The 15,815-nt window shown below is 66.5% G+C and carries 18 protein-coding genes and 2 pseudogenes; 10 read left to right on the top strand and 10 right to left on the bottom strand.

The window, feature by feature from the left end; genetic code table 11:
• The first annotated feature begins 33 nt into the window (after positions 1-33).
• Positions 34-1,845: an SWIM zinc finger family protein gene (locus HALKA_RS0102620; protein ID WP_018256534.1), complete on the top strand. Its 1,812-nt coding sequence runs from the start codon at positions 34-36 to the stop codon at positions 1,843-1,845.
• 12 nt (positions 1,846-1,857) lie between these two features.
• On the opposite strand, the gene HALKA_RS0102615 is transcribed toward HALKA_RS0102620, so the two are convergent.
• Together HALKA_RS0102615 and HALKA_RS0102610 are read right to left on the bottom strand one after the other, a co-directional pair.
• Positions 1,858-2,739, bottom strand: coding sequence for an IS1096 element passenger TnpR family protein (locus HALKA_RS0102615; protein WP_018256533.1), 882 nt, complete (start codon positions 2,737-2,739; stop codon positions 1,858-1,860).
• Positions 2,736-3,707, bottom strand: coding sequence for a DUF7983 family protein (locus tag HALKA_RS0102610; protein ID WP_018256532.1), 972 nt, complete (start codon positions 3,705-3,707; stop codon positions 2,736-2,738). Before HALKA_RS0102610 ends, HALKA_RS0102615 begins: the two co-directional genes overlap by 4 nt.
• A gap of 208 nt (positions 3,708-3,915) precedes the next feature.
• On the opposite strand from HALKA_RS0102610, the pseudogene HALKA_RS0102605 reads away from it, so the two are divergent.
• From HALKA_RS0102605 to HALKA_RS0102585, 5 genes and pseudogenes are all read left to right on the top strand, one after another.
• Positions 3,916-4,272 (top strand): annotated as a pseudogene (locus HALKA_RS0102605) (MBL fold metallo-hydrolase RNA specificity domain-containing protein); the annotation flags it as partial.
• Positions 4,273-4,629: 357 nt separating this feature from the next.
• Entirely contained in the window at positions 4,630-5,247 is a 618-nt protein-coding gene (locus HALKA_RS0102600; protein ID WP_018256530.1) for a hypothetical protein, read from the top strand.
• On the top strand, positions 5,244-6,545 hold the full coding sequence (locus HALKA_RS0102595; RefSeq protein WP_018256529.1) for a hypothetical protein: 1,302 nt from the start codon (positions 5,244-5,246) through the stop codon (positions 6,543-6,545). The genes HALKA_RS0102600 and HALKA_RS0102595 overlap by 4 nt, the downstream gene beginning before the upstream one ends.
• 46 nt (positions 6,546-6,591) lie before the next feature.
• Positions 6,592-6,903 carry a cupin domain-containing protein gene (locus tag HALKA_RS0102590; protein ID WP_018256528.1) on the top strand — a complete coding sequence of 104 codons (312 nt, stop codon included), beginning with the start codon at positions 6,592-6,594 and terminating at the stop codon, positions 6,901-6,903.
• 61 nt (positions 6,904-6,964) lie between these two features.
• Positions 6,965-8,407: an FAD-dependent oxidoreductase gene (locus HALKA_RS0102585; RefSeq protein ID WP_026190122.1), complete on the top strand. Its 1,443-nt coding sequence runs from the start codon at positions 6,965-6,967 to the stop codon at positions 8,405-8,407.
• On the opposite strand, the gene HALKA_RS0102580 is transcribed toward HALKA_RS0102585, so the two are convergent.
• Entirely contained in the window at positions 8,401-8,916 is a 516-nt protein-coding gene (locus HALKA_RS0102580) for a Rieske (2Fe-2S) protein (RefSeq protein WP_018256526.1), read from the bottom strand. The genes HALKA_RS0102585 and HALKA_RS0102580 overlap by 7 nt on opposite strands.
• Positions 8,917-9,004: 88 nt before the next feature.
• Here HALKA_RS0102580 and HALKA_RS21260 point away from each other — a divergent pair, with 88 nt between their 5' ends.
• Positions 9,005-9,169 (top strand): hypothetical protein, encoded by a 165-nt coding sequence (locus HALKA_RS21260; protein WP_012807915.1) that lies wholly within the window; start codon positions 9,005-9,007, stop codon positions 9,167-9,169.
• A gap of 73 nt (positions 9,170-9,242) precedes the next feature.
• Here the strand turns inward: HALKA_RS21260 and HALKA_RS0102570 are convergent, their stop codons facing one another.
• From HALKA_RS0102570 to HALKA_RS20160, 4 genes are all read right to left on the bottom strand, one after another.
• Entirely contained in the window at positions 9,243-9,620 is a 378-nt protein-coding gene (locus HALKA_RS0102570) for a metal-dependent transcriptional regulator (protein ID WP_018256525.1), read from the bottom strand.
• A gap of 5 nt (positions 9,621-9,625) precedes the next feature.
• Positions 9,626-9,787 (bottom strand): hypothetical protein, encoded by a 162-nt coding sequence (locus HALKA_RS21255; RefSeq protein WP_012807917.1) that lies wholly within the window; start codon positions 9,785-9,787, stop codon positions 9,626-9,628.
• A gap of 128 nt (positions 9,788-9,915) precedes the next feature.
• A complete protein-coding gene (dpsA, locus tag HALKA_RS0102560) occupies positions 9,916-10,464 on the bottom strand; it encodes a DNA starvation/stationary phase protection protein DpsA (protein ID WP_018256524.1) in 549 nt (182 codons plus the stop codon).
• A gap of 89 nt (positions 10,465-10,553) precedes the next feature.
• On the bottom strand, positions 10,554-10,715 hold the full coding sequence (locus HALKA_RS20160) for a ribbon-helix-helix protein, CopG family (protein ID WP_012807919.1): 162 nt from the start codon (positions 10,713-10,715) through the stop codon (positions 10,554-10,556).
• 133 nt (positions 10,716-10,848) lie between these two features.
• Between HALKA_RS20160 and HALKA_RS0102550 the strand changes: the two genes are divergently transcribed.
• Positions 10,849-11,256, top strand: a complete 408-nt coding sequence (locus HALKA_RS0102550; protein WP_018256523.1) for a hypothetical protein — start codon at positions 10,849-10,851, stop codon at positions 11,254-11,256.
• A 75-nt stretch (positions 11,257-11,331) separates the two neighbouring features.
• Positions 11,332-11,937: pseudogene (locus HALKA_RS21775) on the top strand (ABC transporter substrate-binding protein); the annotation flags it as partial.
• A 97-nt stretch (positions 11,938-12,034) separates the two neighbouring features.
• Here the strand turns inward: HALKA_RS21775 and HALKA_RS0102540 are convergent.
• Positions 12,035-12,982, bottom strand: a complete 948-nt coding sequence (locus HALKA_RS0102540; protein WP_018256521.1) for an oxidoreductase — start codon at positions 12,980-12,982, stop codon at positions 12,035-12,037.
• Between the two features lie 132 nt (positions 12,983-13,114).
• Here HALKA_RS0102540 and HALKA_RS0102535 point away from each other — a divergent pair, with 132 nt between their 5' ends.
• A complete protein-coding gene (locus tag HALKA_RS0102535; protein ID WP_079979638.1) occupies positions 13,115-13,399 on the top strand; it encodes a translation initiation factor eIF-1A in 285 nt (94 codons plus the stop codon).
• Positions 13,400-13,482: 83 nt separating this feature from the next.
• Here the strand turns inward: HALKA_RS0102535 and HALKA_RS0102530 are convergent, their stop codons facing one another.
• Positions 13,483-13,773, bottom strand: a complete 291-nt coding sequence (locus HALKA_RS0102530; protein ID WP_018256520.1) for a hypothetical protein — start codon at positions 13,771-13,773, stop codon at positions 13,483-13,485.
• Positions 13,774-13,781: 8 nt separating this feature from the next.
• Positions 13,782-15,719 carry an ABC transporter ATP-binding protein gene (locus HALKA_RS0102525; protein WP_018256519.1) on the bottom strand — a complete coding sequence of 646 codons (1,938 nt, stop codon included), beginning with the start codon at positions 15,717-15,719 and terminating at the stop codon, positions 13,782-13,784.
• Positions 15,720-15,815 lie beyond the last annotated feature (96 nt).

Here is a 15,815-nt window from a genome sequence, read left to right as displayed (position 1 = left end):
TCTCGTCGCGTATCCTCGGTGCCAGTGAGAGGAATGGAACGAGACGCACCGATCACCGAGGCGACGGTGCGACAGCTCGCGCGGTCACAGTCGTACGACCGGGGTGAGAACTACTACGAACAGGGCGCAGTGCTGAATGTCACGAAGCGGGCAGAGACGCTGCGTGCCGAGGTCGAAGGCAGTCAGTACGAGCCCTATCAGGTGACGGTCGAACTCGGCGACTCGGGAGTCGCCAACACCGAGTGCTCGTGTCCGTACGACCACGGCGGGATCTGCAAACACCGCGTCGCCGTGTTGCTCACCTATCTCCGCGACTCCGAGACGGTCACCACTCACCCGCCCGTCTCGGAACTCTTGGCCGACTGCGACCGAGAGACGCTGTACGACGTTCTCGTCGACGTCCTCGACGACCGACCTGAACTCGCCGCCGAGGTCGAACAGCGACTCGCCGAGGAAGGGGCGCCCGCGACCGTGGAGAGCGAGGCTGAATCAGCAGCAGTTCGGGCGTCACTGGACCCTGAGACGGTACGGAGCCGCGTCCGCGACCTCCTGGACTTCTCACGTTCCAGCGGGGTGTCCGATCCCCGTGCAGACATGGAACGGCGAGTCGACGACCTTTCTGACCTCGTTGACGACGCGTGGGCGCTCGTCGAGGCCGGTGACGGCGACGCCGCGCTGGACGTCCTCGAAGCGATCACCGAGGAATTGCTGGGTGAAGAGTGGCTCCGCCTGTCCTACGACGACTCGGGCGCGATCTTCGAATGTCTCGACGAGTTGGGAGCCGCGTGTACTGAGGCGGTTCTCACGGCCGATCTCACGAGCGAGGAACGCGAGACATGGATAGCACAACTCGACACGTGGGCTGACGAACTTGCGAGCTATACGCGCGAACCCCCATTTCGGGCCGGAGCTATCGCGGCCGACCGCGGGTGGGACGATAATCAGATTCAGCGCGTCCTCGGTGGTGCGGAGGAGACGCCGCGCCTGTGGGAGGATGAGCGACCGTGGTACGCCGATGACGTCGCGGTCGCGTACCTTGACGTCCTCGAACGCGACGACCGCACGGAGGAATACCTGAGGTTTGCGAAGGCGGCAGGGCAGATCGAGCAGTACGTGACGAAGCTGATCGAGTTGGGACGCGTCGAGGAAGCCGTTGAATACGCAGTAGAGAACCTCTCGACGCCGGACACCGCGTTCACTGTGGCGCAGACACTCAGAAAGCGCGACCGCCCGGACGATGCGATCCGTGTTGCCCGAGAAGGGCTCTCGTGCGAGGGACCGAGGAAGACGGAACTGGCCGCGTGGCTTCGGGAGTTCGCCGATAGCCACGGTGGCCAGGAAAGTGCAGTCCAAGCGGCGATTACCGCATTCGACGCCGACCCCTCGCTGACGGCGTATCAGGCTGCCGAAGATGTGGCCGGTGACCGCTGGCCAGCAACTCGCGAGGAGCTCCTTGCGTCTCTCGACCGACGACGTCCGGAACGACCCTCGTCCGCGCGAGATCACGTCGAAGTGTTCCTCTACGAGAACCGGCTCGACGAGGCCATCAGCATCGCAGACCGATTCGAGCACCACTCGGTCGTCGAGCCAGTGGTCGACGCGGCCATCGAGGACCGACCCCGGTGGGCGATCGAGGCCTGCAAAGCACAGGCGGAACCGATCATCGAAGAGGGGAAATCAGACCAGTACCGTCACGCCGTTCGCTGGCTCGAAAAGGCCGGCGAAGCGGCCCGAGAAGCTGGGAAACTCGACGACTGGTGTGAGTACGTCGAAACGCTTCGCGACCGTCACAGTCGCAAGTACAAGCTCGCTCCGATGCTGGACGACCTGCTCGACGACTTCTGATCGGGGATTCACTCACAGGTGGCCGTATCCTTTCCGTTCGAGTTCCTGGTTCAGTTCGATGTTCATCGCCTCGACCGTCTGTTCGTCGAAGTATTGGCCCGACGTGGCCGAGGCCATGTCGGCAATCTCGGTGTGCCACTCTCGAGCGGCGTCCGCGAGGGCCGTCAAGAGTTCCTCCTCGGTCTTGTCCCCGTCGTCGACCTCCTCGATGACTTCCCAGCCGTGAGGGAAATTTTCGAGCAGGTATCCGACGTCGTCGAACTGGATCACGAACCGCTCGGAGACCGCGCCGAATCCAGTTTCGATGCTCAGGAGAACGATGACGTGCTCGATGTCGTCACGATGTTCGAGTGCGCGCAGGTCGGCAATCGGTATCGCAGTATCGGGAAGGTCGAGTTCTCGGAGGCGATCTGGAAGAGGAGGCTCCTCCTCGGCCCCTGTGGGTGCGTACTGGTCGACTTGTTCACCTTTTTCCTTGACGACGTCGGGGTCTTTGTCGTCGGGTTCATCGTCGAGGACTTCCTTGAGAATCGCGTAGAAGCGCCACTCGTCGCCGTAGTCGAACAGGTAGCAGATGCGGTCGTACTGATCGAGCCCCAGCTGTTCGACCATCGCGCCAACCGTGGTCTCGCCCGCGTTGTACGTCTCCTCGCCGAACCGCATCGGCTGGCTGCTCGGGAGACCCTCGTGTTCTTCCGGGCGCTGGTACTTTACGTCGCTGTCCCAGTAGTCCTCGTCGACGCCGAAGAACCAGAGGTGGTCCTGATCGAGTCCCATTGCAGCGTTGATGGTCGCCTGAAACTCGTCGAGCGTGCGGTCGGAACCGACGACGATGTCGCGCCACAACGAGGTCGGGTCTGTGTCGAACTTGACGCGAAACCGGTAGGCCGTCATCCCTGCATCTCCCTCCCCGTGCGGAAGCTCGTGAGGTCGTCGATCCGGTCTTCCAGTTCCTCAATCTCCTGTCTGAGTTCGTCAGTCTCGGCCTCGTCGCTCGCTGCTAGACGATCTTTCAGCCCCTGAAGACGCGACTCCTTCACCTCCTCGTCAACCTCGGCTTTGCGCACGTACTCGCTCTCGTCGACGTCGTATACGGCTGACTCGGGCAGGCCAGTCACGTCGAGTGCCTCGTCGACTTTCTCGCGGTCGACGCTCATGACGCGTTCGGAGTCGATGCCAGCGTCTTCCAGTACCGCGACGACCTCGTCGTCGTCTTTGAGCGAGCGATTGCGACGGGCGGTTCGCTGAACCGACCCGTACTGGCCGTGAACGGGCTGGTCGTGGTGGAGTCGATCGAGCAGGACGTCGGCGACGTCCCGTCGAAATTCGTTGGCGTTGCGTTGGACGTCCGAGAGGAGCGTGTAGAGGTTCACCAGCGCGGGCGTGTCTAACTGACTGAGGTCGGTGGCGTCGTGGCGTTCGAGCGCATCGACGAGCAAGAGTGCGTCCGAGTAGACGTCGATGCCGTCGGGCTCGGTTCGCTCGCTGCTCTCGGTCTCCTGCTCGCCGTCGACGAGTTGAGTCGCCGTCGTGCCGTCCGTTTCCGTAATCACGCCTGCATCCTCGTCGATCTCGAAGCGCGGGTGCAGGCTCAGCACTGCTGGATAGGGATCGGCGTCGGGTGGCAACCGACTCAAGTCGAACCCGCCAGTCGTGTCCTGAATCCGCTGGTACAGCGTCTCGAACTGGTCGCGCTGAAGTGGTCGCGTCTCGTCGGAGTCGCTGTACTGGACGACGACCCGGTACTCTTGGACGTCAGTGATGTGGAACCGATCGTGAGACAGCGGCATAATGAGTTCTGCCCCCTCTCCCAGTTCGTCGAGTTCGTCGAGAAGAGTGTGCCACGTGACGCTGAAGGGCATATGGACGTATAGACCTTCTCAGGATAAAACGTCTCGGGCACATCGTATAGTGCGTCGGGTCGAGCCGATCGTAAATCAGCGAACCCAGCAGACCCATACTAGCCCTCGAACGAGGAGATCACTCCCTAGTTAAATGCGCGAGTGCGTAGAGTTAATCTCGACTCTCAGAATCTCACGAGTCGGTTTTGTCGTACTAGTTGTAGCTCCTCGAACGATGCTCTCGGGCGGGCCGGCGATGACCTACGTCCCGGCGATCGCCGACCGGCCGGTCAACACGATCGCCATGACCGGCTACCAGGTCGAGGGGACACCGGGCAGGGACCTCCTCGAAACTGGCAGTGCCGAGATCGACGGTCGCGTGATGCCCGTCAGCGCACAGGTCGAGGCGTACGACTTCTCTGCTCACGCCGACCGCGAGGGGGTCCTGTCGTTTCTCGACGCGTACCGAGACAGCCGGCTGCTGATCAACCACGGGGACCGCTGCGAGTCGTTCGCCCGGGAGCTGCGGGCCGACGGCCACGACGCCAGTGCGCCGACGCTGGGCGAGACGGTGAGGCTGTCCTGATACCGCCGGTGAGACGACGACCAGCGCAGTCCAGAGTGGGCAGTAGTGTTCAGAGAAGAGATCGAGAGTGGCATTGTGGAGGCACTGATACGGAAAGTTGTAGGTCTTTACCAGATCGACCGCACGCCGTCGTGCGGTCGACTGGGTAAACGCCTACAACCGTCCGTATGAAAGGGCGAGGCGCGGTCGGCGGTTCTGCAGCGGCACTATTCGACTGGAAGGAGAATATCCGCTACAGAACCGCCGAGCGTACTGAGGGCTTTCGGTGTCTGCGGCTCTGCAAACACAGTTGCTAAACTGAACACCGCCGAGTGGGTATCCCCAAGACGTTTGTGAGGTGTGGTCGGAGAAGAGAACATGGTCGAGCCCTCCCGCCGCGAGTGTCTCGCGGCGATCGCAGGCGGAACAGCGGCGGCCCTCGCTGGCTGCCAGTGGAATGCGGAGCCGAGCGACGACGAGCGCGAGCAACGGCGACGAGTGACCGACTACGAGGTGGCGTCGGTCCGTCACGCGGACGAGAGAGCGCTGTTCACCGAAGGCGAGACGCTCTCGACGCCGAGAGAGAGCGACGAGCGGCCGCCGGTGTACAGGCACACCTATTTCACCAGCGGCGACGACCGCGACGACGTGCGGTTCGCGGAGACGAGCGAGGCCGAGCGGCTGGCGTCGTTCGCCGCGGCGACGGCGCTCGACGGCGAGGAGTCGGTGTACCTCTTCACGACGGCGGTTCGAGCGTGCTCCGAAGTCCGTCTCCAGTGGGTCGAAGTCGACGGGACAGGGCCATCGGCGCAGTTCTGCCGGACGCTGCGACCCGCCGACGTGAAGTGTCGGGCCACGGCCTACGAGACGACGGGGTTCGCGATCAGGCTCCCGTTTGCCGGCGAACGGTTCTCCGGTCACGGCGCGGGCATGAGCAGCAGTTGCGGTCGGCCACCGCGCCCGGAGCCGTTCGATCCCACGGGGGGATCGCCATGAACCGGCTCGGTCGCCGTCGGTTCCTGACGGCGATCGGGGCCGGAGCGACCGCGCTGGCGGGCTGCTCGGCGCTCCCGTCGAACGGGGACGACGAACCGGAGCTCGACGACGACGCGATCGCGCGGGCGATTCGAGAACGCGAAGCGCCGTCGGTCCCGGCCACGAATCCGCTGTCTGTTCCGAGCAGTGCGATCGAGGACCACCGGACAGCGGCGCGTGAGACGCTGGAGCGCGTGCCGCCGGAGCTGTCCGTGCCCAACGGCGCGGTGACCGAGAAGCTACGCGAGCAGCGGGCGCGGGTCGCAGACGCGCTGGATTCGTCGGCCGAGGGAGCGCCCGTAGAGCGCCTGGCGACGTGGCGCGACCGGCGTGGGGACGCCGTCAACGTCCGGCAAGCGTACGAAGCGGCGAGTGGCGACGCCGACCGCGGGGCGTATCGCGATCGGTACGACGAGGTTCGGGCCGAGCGTGCGGCCGTCGGGGCAGATCTGGAGTATCGAGCCCCGGAGCCCGTCGCTGCGACGGTCGGGTTCGCGACCATCGAGTCGCTGCTCGACACGGCACGCGGGCGGCTCGACCCGCGGTCGCCGTTCCCCGAAGAGCCTGCCGCCGCCGTCTTCGATGTCGGAGACCGCTGGGAGGCCGTCGAGACTGCCGGAATCGAGACCGCCGACGCGCGTCGGCTGCGAGACGCCTTCGTCGACGCCACCGACGACACCCCCTGGCGGTCGCATCTGGTGGCGACCAGTCATCACCTCGGCCACTCGTTACAGATGACTCGCGATCGGGTCGAAGAGTACGTCGACGCCGAGGCGTCGGTGCTGGACGCCGACGCCGCCACAGAGCCGCCGACTCGGCATCTGTTTCGGCAGGCGTCCGACGGTGTCCACTGGCGTACGGAGCGGGCGGCCCGGGCCCGAGACCGCCACGACCACGCGACGACCGTGATCGAGTTGGGCCGCGGGCTGGTCGCGGCAGAGACGCTGGATCGGATCGTCGCCGAAATCGAGAGCGGTGACTACCGGACCGAACTGACCGAGGAGACGATCCAGTCCGCCCACGCGTCGGCCGTGGCGGCAGTCGAGGATGCCGTCGCCGCGACGCCCCAACCGCTGGCCGTCCCGCTGGCGACGCCCGCCATCCAGGTGGTCTCTGGCCTGCGGCGACGGCTCGATGCCTCTCGGTCGAGAGTGACACCCGAGCGACTGCAACCGAGACTCGACTACGCCGTCCGGTACGCCCGCGTCGTGCCGACCGCGACGGCGTTCGTCGCGGATCGACTCGCAGTCGAGGCGTGACCGACGGGACGAAACCGATTCGTGGCGTCCGGGACAACGAGCGTGCGTGCGACAGACCCACCTCGACTTCGAGCAGTACTTTTCGGTAGCGATGGAGACCGATGAGGCCCAGGCCGCCGAGATGACCGTCGAGCCGGGCCGGACCGTCGGTGGCCCGGAGAACGTCCACGCCGACAGCGACCAGTGGTGCTACGTCGTCGCGGGCACGGGCGTCGCGACCGTCGACGGCGCGGACAATCGAATCGAGGCCGGCGACCTGCTCCTGATCGAGGCCGGCGAGGCCCACGCGATCGAGAACGACGGCGACGAGCCGCTGCGGACGGTCAACGTCTACACGCCGCCCCGGTCCGATCGGTGAGCCACCGGTCGTTCCTCGACCGCACCCCGTTACTAAGATGGTGGCGGTCGAACCCCGGACCATGACAGATCCGTTTGTCGCGATCGGTGGCGACGCGGCCGGCCTGAGCGCCGCCAGCAAGTGCAAGCGCGAGCAGCCAGAGCGGGACGTGATCGTCTTCGAAAAGGGGTCGTGGGTGTCCTATTCGCACTGCGGGATGCCATACTTCGTGAAGGGAGAGGTCGACCGGCTGGACGATCTGCTGTCGCTGTCGCCAGCGGAGATCCGGGAGCGGGGGATCGACCTTCGCCGGGGGCACGAGGTCGTGGCGATCGACAGCGACGCACGCGTCCTCACTGTCGAGACGAGCGCGGGCGAGCGTCTCGAACAGCCCTACGGCGACCTCCTGATCGGGACCGGCGCACGCGCCGTGACGACGCCGATCGAGGGGAGTGACCTCGCGGGGGTTCACACGATGCACGGGCTGGACTCGGCCGCGGCCGTCCGCGCTCACCTGCTCGATCCGGCGGTCGACGCCGTCGCAGACGTGGGCGGCGAGGGGTTCGTCGACCGCGAGCTGGTCGAGCGCCACGCCGCGTTCGAGCCGCCAGAGACCGTGGCGATCGTCGGCGGCGGCTACGTCGGCGTCGAGATGGCGGAGGCGTTCAGCGCCCACGGGCTGGACGTCCACCTCTTCCAGCGTGGCGAGCACGTCCTCCCGCCCTTCGGCGAAGCGGTCGCCGAGGTCGTCGAGGCGGAGCTCGCCGCCGAGGGCGTCACGCTCCACCTCGGCGAGGAGGTCCAGCGCCTCGACGGCGACGATGGCCGAGTCGAGCGCCTCGTCTGTGCCGGCGGCGCGTCGCTGGCGGTCGATCTGGCGCTCGTGGGCATCGGGATCCGTCCCAACACGGACCTCCTCGCCGACACGCCGATCGAGACCGGCGTCGCCGACGCCGTCGCGGTCGACGGCTACGGGCGGACGAACGTCGACGGCGTCTACGCGGCGGGCGACTGTGCGACGATGCGCCACGCGGTCACCGGCGAGCGCGACTGGGTGCCGCTCGGCCTGACCGCGAACCGGGCGGGGCGAGCGATCGGCGCGACCGTCGCTGGCGACCCGACGCCCGTGGGCGACATCGCGGGGACCGCCGTCGTCAAGGCCTTCGAGCAGGAGTGTGGCCGGACCGGCCTCGTCGATCACGAGGCGGCCAGCGACGCCGGCTTCGATCCGGTCAGCGAGACGATCACCGCCGGCTCGCGGTCGGGCTACTACCCCGGCGGGGCCGAGACGACGGTGACGCTGGTCGCCGACCGGGACAGCGGCCGTCTGCTGGGCGGGACTATCGTCGGCACCGATCGCGCGGCGATCCGGATCGACATCGTCGCGATGGCGCTGGAACAGGACGCGACCGTGGGAGAGCTAGAGCGGTCCGACCTGGCCTACGCGCCGCCGTTCTCGCCCGTCTGGGACCCCGTCTTGACGGCCGCGAAGGTGCTCGGCTCGTCGGTCCAAGAGCGCTACTGACCGAGCAGGCGAGCCGACTCGAACCGATCGTCGGTCAGGTAGACCGCGTCGTCGCCGACCGCGACGGCGACCGCGTCGAGCGCGTCGCCGGCACAGGGACCGTGCGTACACGTCCCTTCGCCGCCGGAGAACTGTGCGCCGTGTTTGTGACAGACGAGGTCGTCACCGCGGACGATCGCGCCGGTCCCCGGGTCGAGCGGGACCGCCGGTCGGTGGGGACAGGAGTTGCGCCAGGCGACGACCGCGTCGTCGATCCGCCGCAAGATGCAGTCGACGCCGTGGGACGGGCCGCGGGCCTCGAACCGAACGGTGGAGTCCGTCGGGACCGCGCCGAGGTCGACGATCCGCTTGGGGTCGTCTCCGGCCACCGGGCCGTCGTCGGACGCGCTCTCACCGAGGTCGAATCGGACGGTGGCGTCGCCGGCCGAGAGAGCACACTCGCCGTCCGAGAACAGCGCCGTCTCGGTCTCGTCGTCGTGCTCGACCGTCACGCGGAACCGGTCGCTCATCGCCCACACTCGATTCGGTGGGCCTAAAAAATTGCCGATCGGCAGGAGCGCCGTAACGGTGTAGTGTCGTCGGGTCGGACGATCACGTATGGATTCCGAAGATGTCGCCGTCGACGTGGAAGTCGAAGTGGAACTGGACACGGCCGAACTCGAAGCCGAGATCGAGGACGCGACCGAGTACGAGGCGACCCTCGAAGGCGACGGCATCGAGATCGAACTGGAAGCGGCAGTCGAGTTCACCGACGAGGACTGACCGCCAGAGCGGGACCGCCGCTCGGTCAGCGTGAGTTCGGACACGATACCTGCCGGCGGCACCCGCCGTCGTGTCACTGAAACGGAACGCTCTCCTCGCCCTCCAGCAGGAGGGCGTCGAGCCGGTCGGCGACGATGGGACTGACCGTGTCGACGACCGCGCGGGCCTCTCGCTCCGGCGACTCCAGTTCGAGCACCTCCTCGAAGAACGCCGACAGCGTCCGGTAGGTGTCGTACAGCTCGGTCGCTCGCTCGCGCCCGCGATCGGTCAGCGTGACGCCCTCGTACGGTTCGTAGTCCACGAGTCCGTCGTCTGCGAGGCGCTGGAGCATCTCCGTGGTCGCCGACGGAGAGCGCCCCATCGCCCGTGCCACGGTGCCCGGCTCGACCGGCGATCCGTCGGTCAGTTCTCGATCGTAGACGACGACCAGGTACTGAGCGACGCGCTCCATCGCGCTCAGCGGCGCACGTCGACGACGAGGTCCGTCGCGATCCACCCCTCCGTGTTGTCCGACTCGATGAAGGTGCGCGACCCGGGACAGGTCTCGCACACGTCGATCGACGGGCGGTCTGTCGCCGGCTCGCCCGCGCGGTCGTCGGGCGCAGTCGTCGTTGCCATACCCGTATTTTAGGTACACCTAAAATTAAAGCTTCGGGTGATCGCCGCCGCCGGCAGGCGAGAGTGGCGTCGCTGTTCGACGTTTGTTTAGCCGCGCCTAAAAGAGTGTGGTGTCGGTCGCCGAACGCTTACTGCATCGCGCTCTCGGTGACGAGCGTGTCGTCTTCGAGGTAGTGTTCGATGTGGTGGACCGCGTCCTCCAGCTCGACCAGCTGCTCGCGGAGCATCTGTGCGCTGGCGTGGTCGCCGAGTCCCTCGGTGAGCTCGATGTGGCTCCGGGCGGACTCGATGATCTCGCCGTACACGTCTACGTCGTTGGCCAGCGAGGTGCGGATGTCGTACACGTCCTCGTCCTCGGGCTCGACGGTCGCCTCGGATTCCAGCGTCGCGGCGCTGGCGTGCGGGACACCGCCCAGCGCCTGGACGCGCTCTGCGAGTTCGTCGGCGGCCGCTTCGGCCTCTTCTGCGGCCTCGCCGAGGAACAGATGCAGGTCGCGGAACTCGGCACCCTCGACGTTCCAGTGGTGCTTTCGGAGCTGGTGGTACAGCACGTAGACGTTCGCGAGGTCGGCGTTGAGCGCGTCGACGATCTGCTCGACTTTCTCCTGTTCGAGTCGGAGTGCTTCGCTGGCTTCGACGGTACCGGCCTGCTTCCGGGTCGACTGTTGCTGACTCATACCCGATCGTTCGTCCCCGACCCACTTCAAACTTTTCAAAATTTTTATATTTTTCGTACCGCCTAAACCGGGCGACGCGTCCGGCGGCGTCACTCCTCGTCGCGCTCTTTGAGCCACTCGTCCAGGAGGTCGCGGATCGCCGCCTCGCGGTTGTCGCGGTGCTCGGCGAAGGCCTTCTCGTCGATCGCGTCGAGCAGCTCTTCGTCCAGTTCGAGCTCCACGGCTTCCAGATCCAGGTACGCCTCGTCCATCGGGTGGGAGCGACGACCCCCGCGGATAAATAGCCTCGTCAGACGACCGTCGGGCGTTCGTGTGACGCGACGCCGGCCACACCGCCCCTCGACGGTCGGAACGGTTTCGGCATCGGAGTACATACGGTAACACATGTCACACAGTGTCGACCGATCCGAGCTGACAGACACCGAACGAGCGGCGCTGCACCGCCTACAACTGGGTGTCGAACACGTCCACCGAGGGTACGGGTCGCTGCTGGCCTGTCATCACAGCATCGGCCACGGGATGGACCACTTCGAGGCCGCCCGCGAACTGCTCTCCGAGGCGGGCCACGAGGCGTACGCCGAGGCGCTGCGAGAGGAGATCATCCCAGCGGGGTTCGTCGACGACCGGTGGACGTACGAACTCGTCGACGCGGCCCGGACCGGGTTCGTCGACGACGTAGCGACGCTCGAAGCGGCGATCCGGGCTGACCTCGCCGACGGCGAACAACACGTCAGCGAGCGACGGCTACAGCGCCGCTGGCGCAGGCGAGCTGCGGGGCGAGACGGCGAGTAGCGACGACGGCGTCACTCGGTGAGACTCGGGTGGGTCTCCGGTGGCTCCGGATGGGGTCGGCGAGCGTCTCTCGCAGTTGCGCCGTTCTTCGGCAACAGCATCTTCTCCGGGGGCTACACCTGGCACGAGGACTACCAGTACTACAGCCTGTACGAGGCCTTCGAGAAGCTCGCGGCCGTGTTCCAGCAGCGGGACCGCTTCGAGGCATTCAGCGCGCTCCACGACGACTTTCAGTCCTCGATCGACGACGTCGTCCCGCCGGAGGGCGAACGGCCCGAAGTCGCTATTATGTGGGCGGGCAGCGACGAACCCACGGAGTTCTCGCCGTATCTCCTCGGTCAGGCGACGAGCTTCATACGGAAAGTTGTAGTTGCTTACCGGTGAGCGTCGCCACGGGGTAGACGCTCACCGGTAAATTCCTACAACCGTCTGTATCAAGCAGTGGCGCGACCTCGGCGTCCGCGAGGCGTTCGAGGACACCATCCTCGCCTACATGGAGAACCACGAGGTCGCCAGCCAGCTCGCCGCCGTCGAGAACGGCGACGTGTACCGCGGTGGTCCGCTGTATCAGGGTTCGATCACGAACCTCGTGCTCACCGAGCGGCCCACCAGGTCTACGACGTCGACGAGGAACTGTTCGACCGCCAGCGCGTCGCGGACATCGTCAACGGCGAGTTCTGATACGGAAAGTTGTAGGTCTTTACCAGATCGACCGCACGCTGTCGTGCGGTCGACTGGGTAAACGCCTACAACCGTCCGTATGAGACCGGCGATCTCGTCAGTCCGCCGCCAGCGCCGCTGGGAAGTCGTACGCGACGCCGGTCAGGTCCTCGGAGACGTGCCAGAGTTTGCTCGCGGTCGCCGCGTTGTACGAACGGGCGCTCGAATCCTGCACCGCGGGCGCACCGCGCATGTTCAGCAGTCCACCGGGGCCGACGTACTCGCCGCTGGAGATCCCGTCGTGGGTCGCCGCGTACAGCATCGGGAGCGCCCCCCGGGCCGCCGACTGGGCGACGAGGGCGTTGGCGGCCTGTGCGATCACAGCACCGATCGCACCCGCCCCCGCCTCGCCGGCCCGTCGCTGGAGGTCGCTGTCGGCGTAGCCGGGGTGACAGACCGCACTCGTCACGTCGATTCCCGCCTCGTCGGCACGTCGGTCGAGTTCGTAGCCAAAGAGGACGTTCGCGAGTTTGCTCTGTGAGTAGGCCGACCACCGACCGTACGATCGCTCGCCCTGGAGGTCTTCGAAGTCGATCTCGCCGTTCTGGTGGGCACCGCTGGACTGGGTGACGACGCGCGCGCCGTCGGTCGCGGCGAGCGCCTCCAGCAGGTGGCCGGTCAGCGCGAAGTGACCCAGGTGGTTGATCCCGAGTTGCCGCTCGAAGCCGTCGGCGGTCTCACCGCGGGGCAGCGCCATCACGCCCGCGTTGTTACAGAGCACGTGTAGCTCGTCGTATGCAGACGTAAACGCCTCGGCGAAGTCGGCGACGGCGTCGAGGTCGGCGAGGTCACACGCCAGCACGTCGAGGTCGGCGTTGGCGACGCTGCGGTCGATCTCGCGCGCCGCGCGCTCCCCGCGCTCGGTCGACCGACAGGCCATGACGACGGTCGCGCCCCGGCGGGCGAAGGCCTTCGTGGCCTCGTAGCCGATCCCGCTGTTCGCGCCAGTGACCACGACGGTTCGGTCGTCCAACGACGGCATGTCGCGTGCTGTCCAGTCAGTCATCACTGTCTCTAGCGGGTCGCCACACAGAAAGGTGGTACCAAACGGCGCTGTCGAGTCGATCGGCCAACGGCCCGTGTGACACGCTACCTCGTCTCGCCGAATAGTTATCCGTCTCGGGCGCATCTTTGTGTTGTGAGCGAGAATTCCGGGCGTCGAAACCTTCGAATGCCCAACGACGACGAGCTGTTCGCCGTAGTGACAGAGCACAACGGCGGCAATCACGTACGCGTGCAGTGCGAGGACGGCAAGGAGCGCATGGGCCGGATCCCCGGCCGCATGAAGTTCCGGACGTGGATCGAGACGGACGACGTGGTGCTGGTGGAGCCGTGGGACTGGCAGGACGAGAAGGCCAACATCGAGTGGCGCTACACCAGTCAGGACGCCGACCAGCTGCGGTCGGAAGGCCACATTCAGTAACGCTTCTCTCGCAGATTCGCCGCGCGCGCCGACACCGACGAGCGTGCGAACTGTCGACTGTCGCCGGCACCGGTCTTTCGGTGCTACCGCTCGAGAAATCCGTCAGAGGGCCGGTACAGTGTGACGATCAGCACACCGATGAGGAGGAGATAACCGGCGGCACCGAACGCGAGTGCGCCGAGGCGGTAGTGTGTCAGCCACAGCACTGCTCCGGACCCACCACCGACGAAGCAGACATCGACGGCAGACCGGAGCGAAAGATCCGTACCGGCAACGAGTGAGCCGTCTGGGATGCCGTCTCGCGCGGTATCGTAGCCGGCCAGCACGACGGCCCAGAGAGCGCCGACGAAGAATGCGGTCGCTGATTCGAGCATGGGCAAGATCACTCCGATCCGGTCTGCGCGCCCCACAGCTCCGCGTAGCGCCCGCCCCGCTGGCGGAGCGTGTCGTGGTCGCCCCGTTCGACGACCGCGCCGTCCTCCAGCACGAGGATCGTGTCCGCGCCGATCACCGTCGAGAGGCGGTGGGCGACGACGAAGGTTGTCCGGTCCGCGGTGAGCGCGTCGAGGCTGGCCTGGATGCGCTGTTCGGTGTCGGTGTCCACGTCGCTGGTGGCCTCGTCGAGGACGAGGATCTCGGGGTCCTGCAGGACGACGCGGGCGATGGCGATGCGCTGGCGCTGGCCGCCCGAGAGCTTGACGCCGCGCTCGCCGACGCGGGTATCGTAGCCGTCGGGGAGTCGCTGGATGAACGCGTGGGCCTCGGCGGCCTCGGCAGCCTCGCGGACCGCTTCGTCGCTCTCGTCGAAGCGGCCGTAGCGGATGTTCTCGCCGATGGTGCCGTCGAAGAGGAACGCGTCCTGGCTGACGTAGCCGACGTGCTGGCGCAGGCTCGCGAGTTCGAGGTCCCTGATGTCGGTGCCGTCGACCGCGACGCGGCCCTCGTCGACGTCGTACAGGCGAAGGAGCAGCCGACAGAGCGTCGACTTGCCAGCGCCGGTCGAGCCGACGAAGGCGACGGTCTCGCCGGGCTCGGCCTCGAAGGAGACGTGCTCGATGACGGAGTCGTCGTCTCCCTCGTCGGCGTCGAGCGCGGCGACTCCGCCATCGGTCTCGGTCTCGTCGTCGGGGACGGCCGGGCCGTGGTCGTCGGTCAGCAACTCCGGATAGGAGAAGCACACGTCCTCGTAGGTGACCCGACCCTCGGGGTCGCCGAGACGCTGTGCGTCCTCGCGGTCGGTGATCCGCACCGGGATGTCGGCCAGACCGAACACGCGGGCCGCCGAGACCTTCGCGTTCTGGATCTGGTCGACGATGTTCGAGACCTCCGCCAGCGGCGCGACGAACCGCTGGGTCATGAACACGAAGGTGACGAAGACGCCGACGCTCAGATCGCCCGTCAGCGGGCCCGGCGCATCGAAGAGGATCCAGTAGCCCCCGACGAGGAAAGTCGCGGCGAAGGAGAAGCCGGCGAGCAGTTCCATCCCCGGCCGGTAGAAATAGGAGAGTTTCAGCACGTCCATCGTCGTCTCGAAGACGCCGTGGGAGGCGTCACGCACCCGGTCGACCTCGTAGTCCTCGCTGCCGGTCACCTTCGCGAGGATCACGCCCGTGATCCCGTTCTCGATGCGCGTGTTGAAGTCGGCCATCGCGGACTGGCGTGCCTCGTAGCGGGGTTCGATCACCCGCATGAACCAGACCGTGAAGCCGCCGATCAGCGGGATCGCCACGAGGGTCACCAGCGCGAGTTGCCAGTTGAGCGCGAAGAGGATCGCGGCGATCCCGAGCACCATCACGATCAGGCGCACGCCGTTCATCAGCGCGTTGTCGAGGAACAGTTCGAGGTTCTGGGAGTCGTTGCTCAGAATCGACATCACCTCGCCGGTCTGCTTGTCGTCGAAGAAGGCGGCGTCCAGCCGGAGCATCTTCTCGAAGCTGTCCGATCGCACGGAGTGCATCACGCCGTGGGCGAAGAAGTTCGCCGAGACGCCGTAGATCCAGGTGAAGAAGGCGGTCGCGAGGAAGGAGCCGGCGATCAGCGCCACCGAGAGCCAGAACTGTGCGACCTCTCCCGGGGGGATCCACGCCTGTGGCAGGAACAACAGCGAGTACTCGGTGGTCTCCTCGCGGAACAGCGCGTCGATGGCGGTCCCGAGCACGACCGGGGGCAACAGCGAGGCCGTCTGGGCCAGCAGGTTCGCGACGAGCCCGAGCACGAGCCAGCGCGTCCGCGACGTGCCGTAGTCTGCGAACAACCGCACCAGCGGTCGGTCGATCCGCGTCCGGTAGCGATCGAACGGCGTCTGTTCGTCGGTAGACATGTTTGACTGACTATCCAGTCAGGGGGTAAAACGGCGTCGGAACGATTCCGTCGCCCCGTCGTGGCTGTCCGTCGCGACCCTCGTCACCGCTGGCGA

This window comes from Halomicrobium katesii DSM 19301 (assembly GCF_000379085.1).
In the GTDB taxonomy this organism is placed as follows: domain Archaea; phylum Halobacteriota; class Halobacteria; order Halobacteriales; family Haloarculaceae; genus Halomicrobium; species Halomicrobium katesii.
This window is presented reverse-complemented; position numbering and strand designations above follow the sequence as displayed.

What these genes read in the sequence shown, in the direction of transcription:
- HALKA_RS0102620 (WP_018256534.1), top strand. Translation starts at nt 34, where the DNA reads ATGGAACGAGACGCACCGATCACCGAGGCGACGGTGCGACAGCTCGCG.
- HALKA_RS0102615 (WP_018256533.1), bottom strand. Translation starts at nt 2,739, where the DNA reads ATGACGGCCTACCGGTTTCGCGTCAAGTTCGACACAGACCCGACCTCG.
- HALKA_RS0102610 (WP_018256532.1), bottom strand. Translation starts at nt 3,707, where the DNA reads ATGCCCTTCAGCGTCACGTGGCACACTCTTCTCGACGAACTCGACGAA.
- HALKA_RS0102600 (WP_018256530.1), top strand. Translation starts at nt 4,630, where the DNA reads ATGGTCGAGCCCTCCCGCCGCGAGTGTCTCGCGGCGATCGCAGGCGGA.
- HALKA_RS0102595 (WP_018256529.1), top strand. Translation starts at nt 5,244, where the DNA reads ATGAACCGGCTCGGTCGCCGTCGGTTCCTGACGGCGATCGGGGCCGGA.
- HALKA_RS0102585 (WP_026190122.1), top strand. Translation starts at nt 6,965, where the DNA reads ATGACAGATCCGTTTGTCGCGATCGGTGGCGACGCGGCCGGCCTGAGC.
- HALKA_RS0102580 (WP_018256526.1), bottom strand. Translation starts at nt 8,916, where the DNA reads ATGAGCGACCGGTTCCGCGTGACGGTCGAGCACGACGACGAGACCGAG.
- HALKA_RS21260 (WP_012807915.1), top strand. Translation starts at nt 9,005, where the DNA reads ATGGATTCCGAAGATGTCGCCGTCGACGTGGAAGTCGAAGTGGAACTG.
- HALKA_RS0102570 (WP_018256525.1), bottom strand. Translation starts at nt 9,620, where the DNA reads ATGGAGCGCGTCGCTCAGTACCTGGTCGTCGTCTACGATCGAGAACTG.
- HALKA_RS21255 (WP_012807917.1), bottom strand. Translation starts at nt 9,787, where the DNA reads ATGGCAACGACGACTGCGCCCGACGACCGCGCGGGCGAGCCGGCGACA.
- dpsA (WP_018256524.1), bottom strand. Translation starts at nt 10,464, where the DNA reads ATGAGTCAGCAACAGTCGACCCGGAAGCAGGCCGGTACCGTCGAAGCC.
- HALKA_RS20160 (WP_012807919.1), bottom strand. Translation starts at nt 10,715, where the DNA reads ATGGACGAGGCGTACCTGGATCTGGAAGCCGTGGAGCTCGAACTGGAC.
- HALKA_RS0102550 (WP_018256523.1), top strand. Translation starts at nt 10,849, where the DNA reads ATGTCACACAGTGTCGACCGATCCGAGCTGACAGACACCGAACGAGCG.
- HALKA_RS0102540 (WP_018256521.1), bottom strand. Translation starts at nt 12,982, where the DNA reads ATGACTGACTGGACAGCACGCGACATGCCGTCGTTGGACGACCGAACC.
- HALKA_RS0102530 (WP_018256520.1), bottom strand. Translation starts at nt 13,773, where the DNA reads ATGCTCGAATCAGCGACCGCATTCTTCGTCGGCGCTCTCTGGGCCGTC.
- HALKA_RS0102525 (WP_018256519.1), bottom strand. Translation starts at nt 15,719, where the DNA reads ATGTCTACCGACGAACAGACGCCGTTCGATCGCTACCGGACGCGGATC.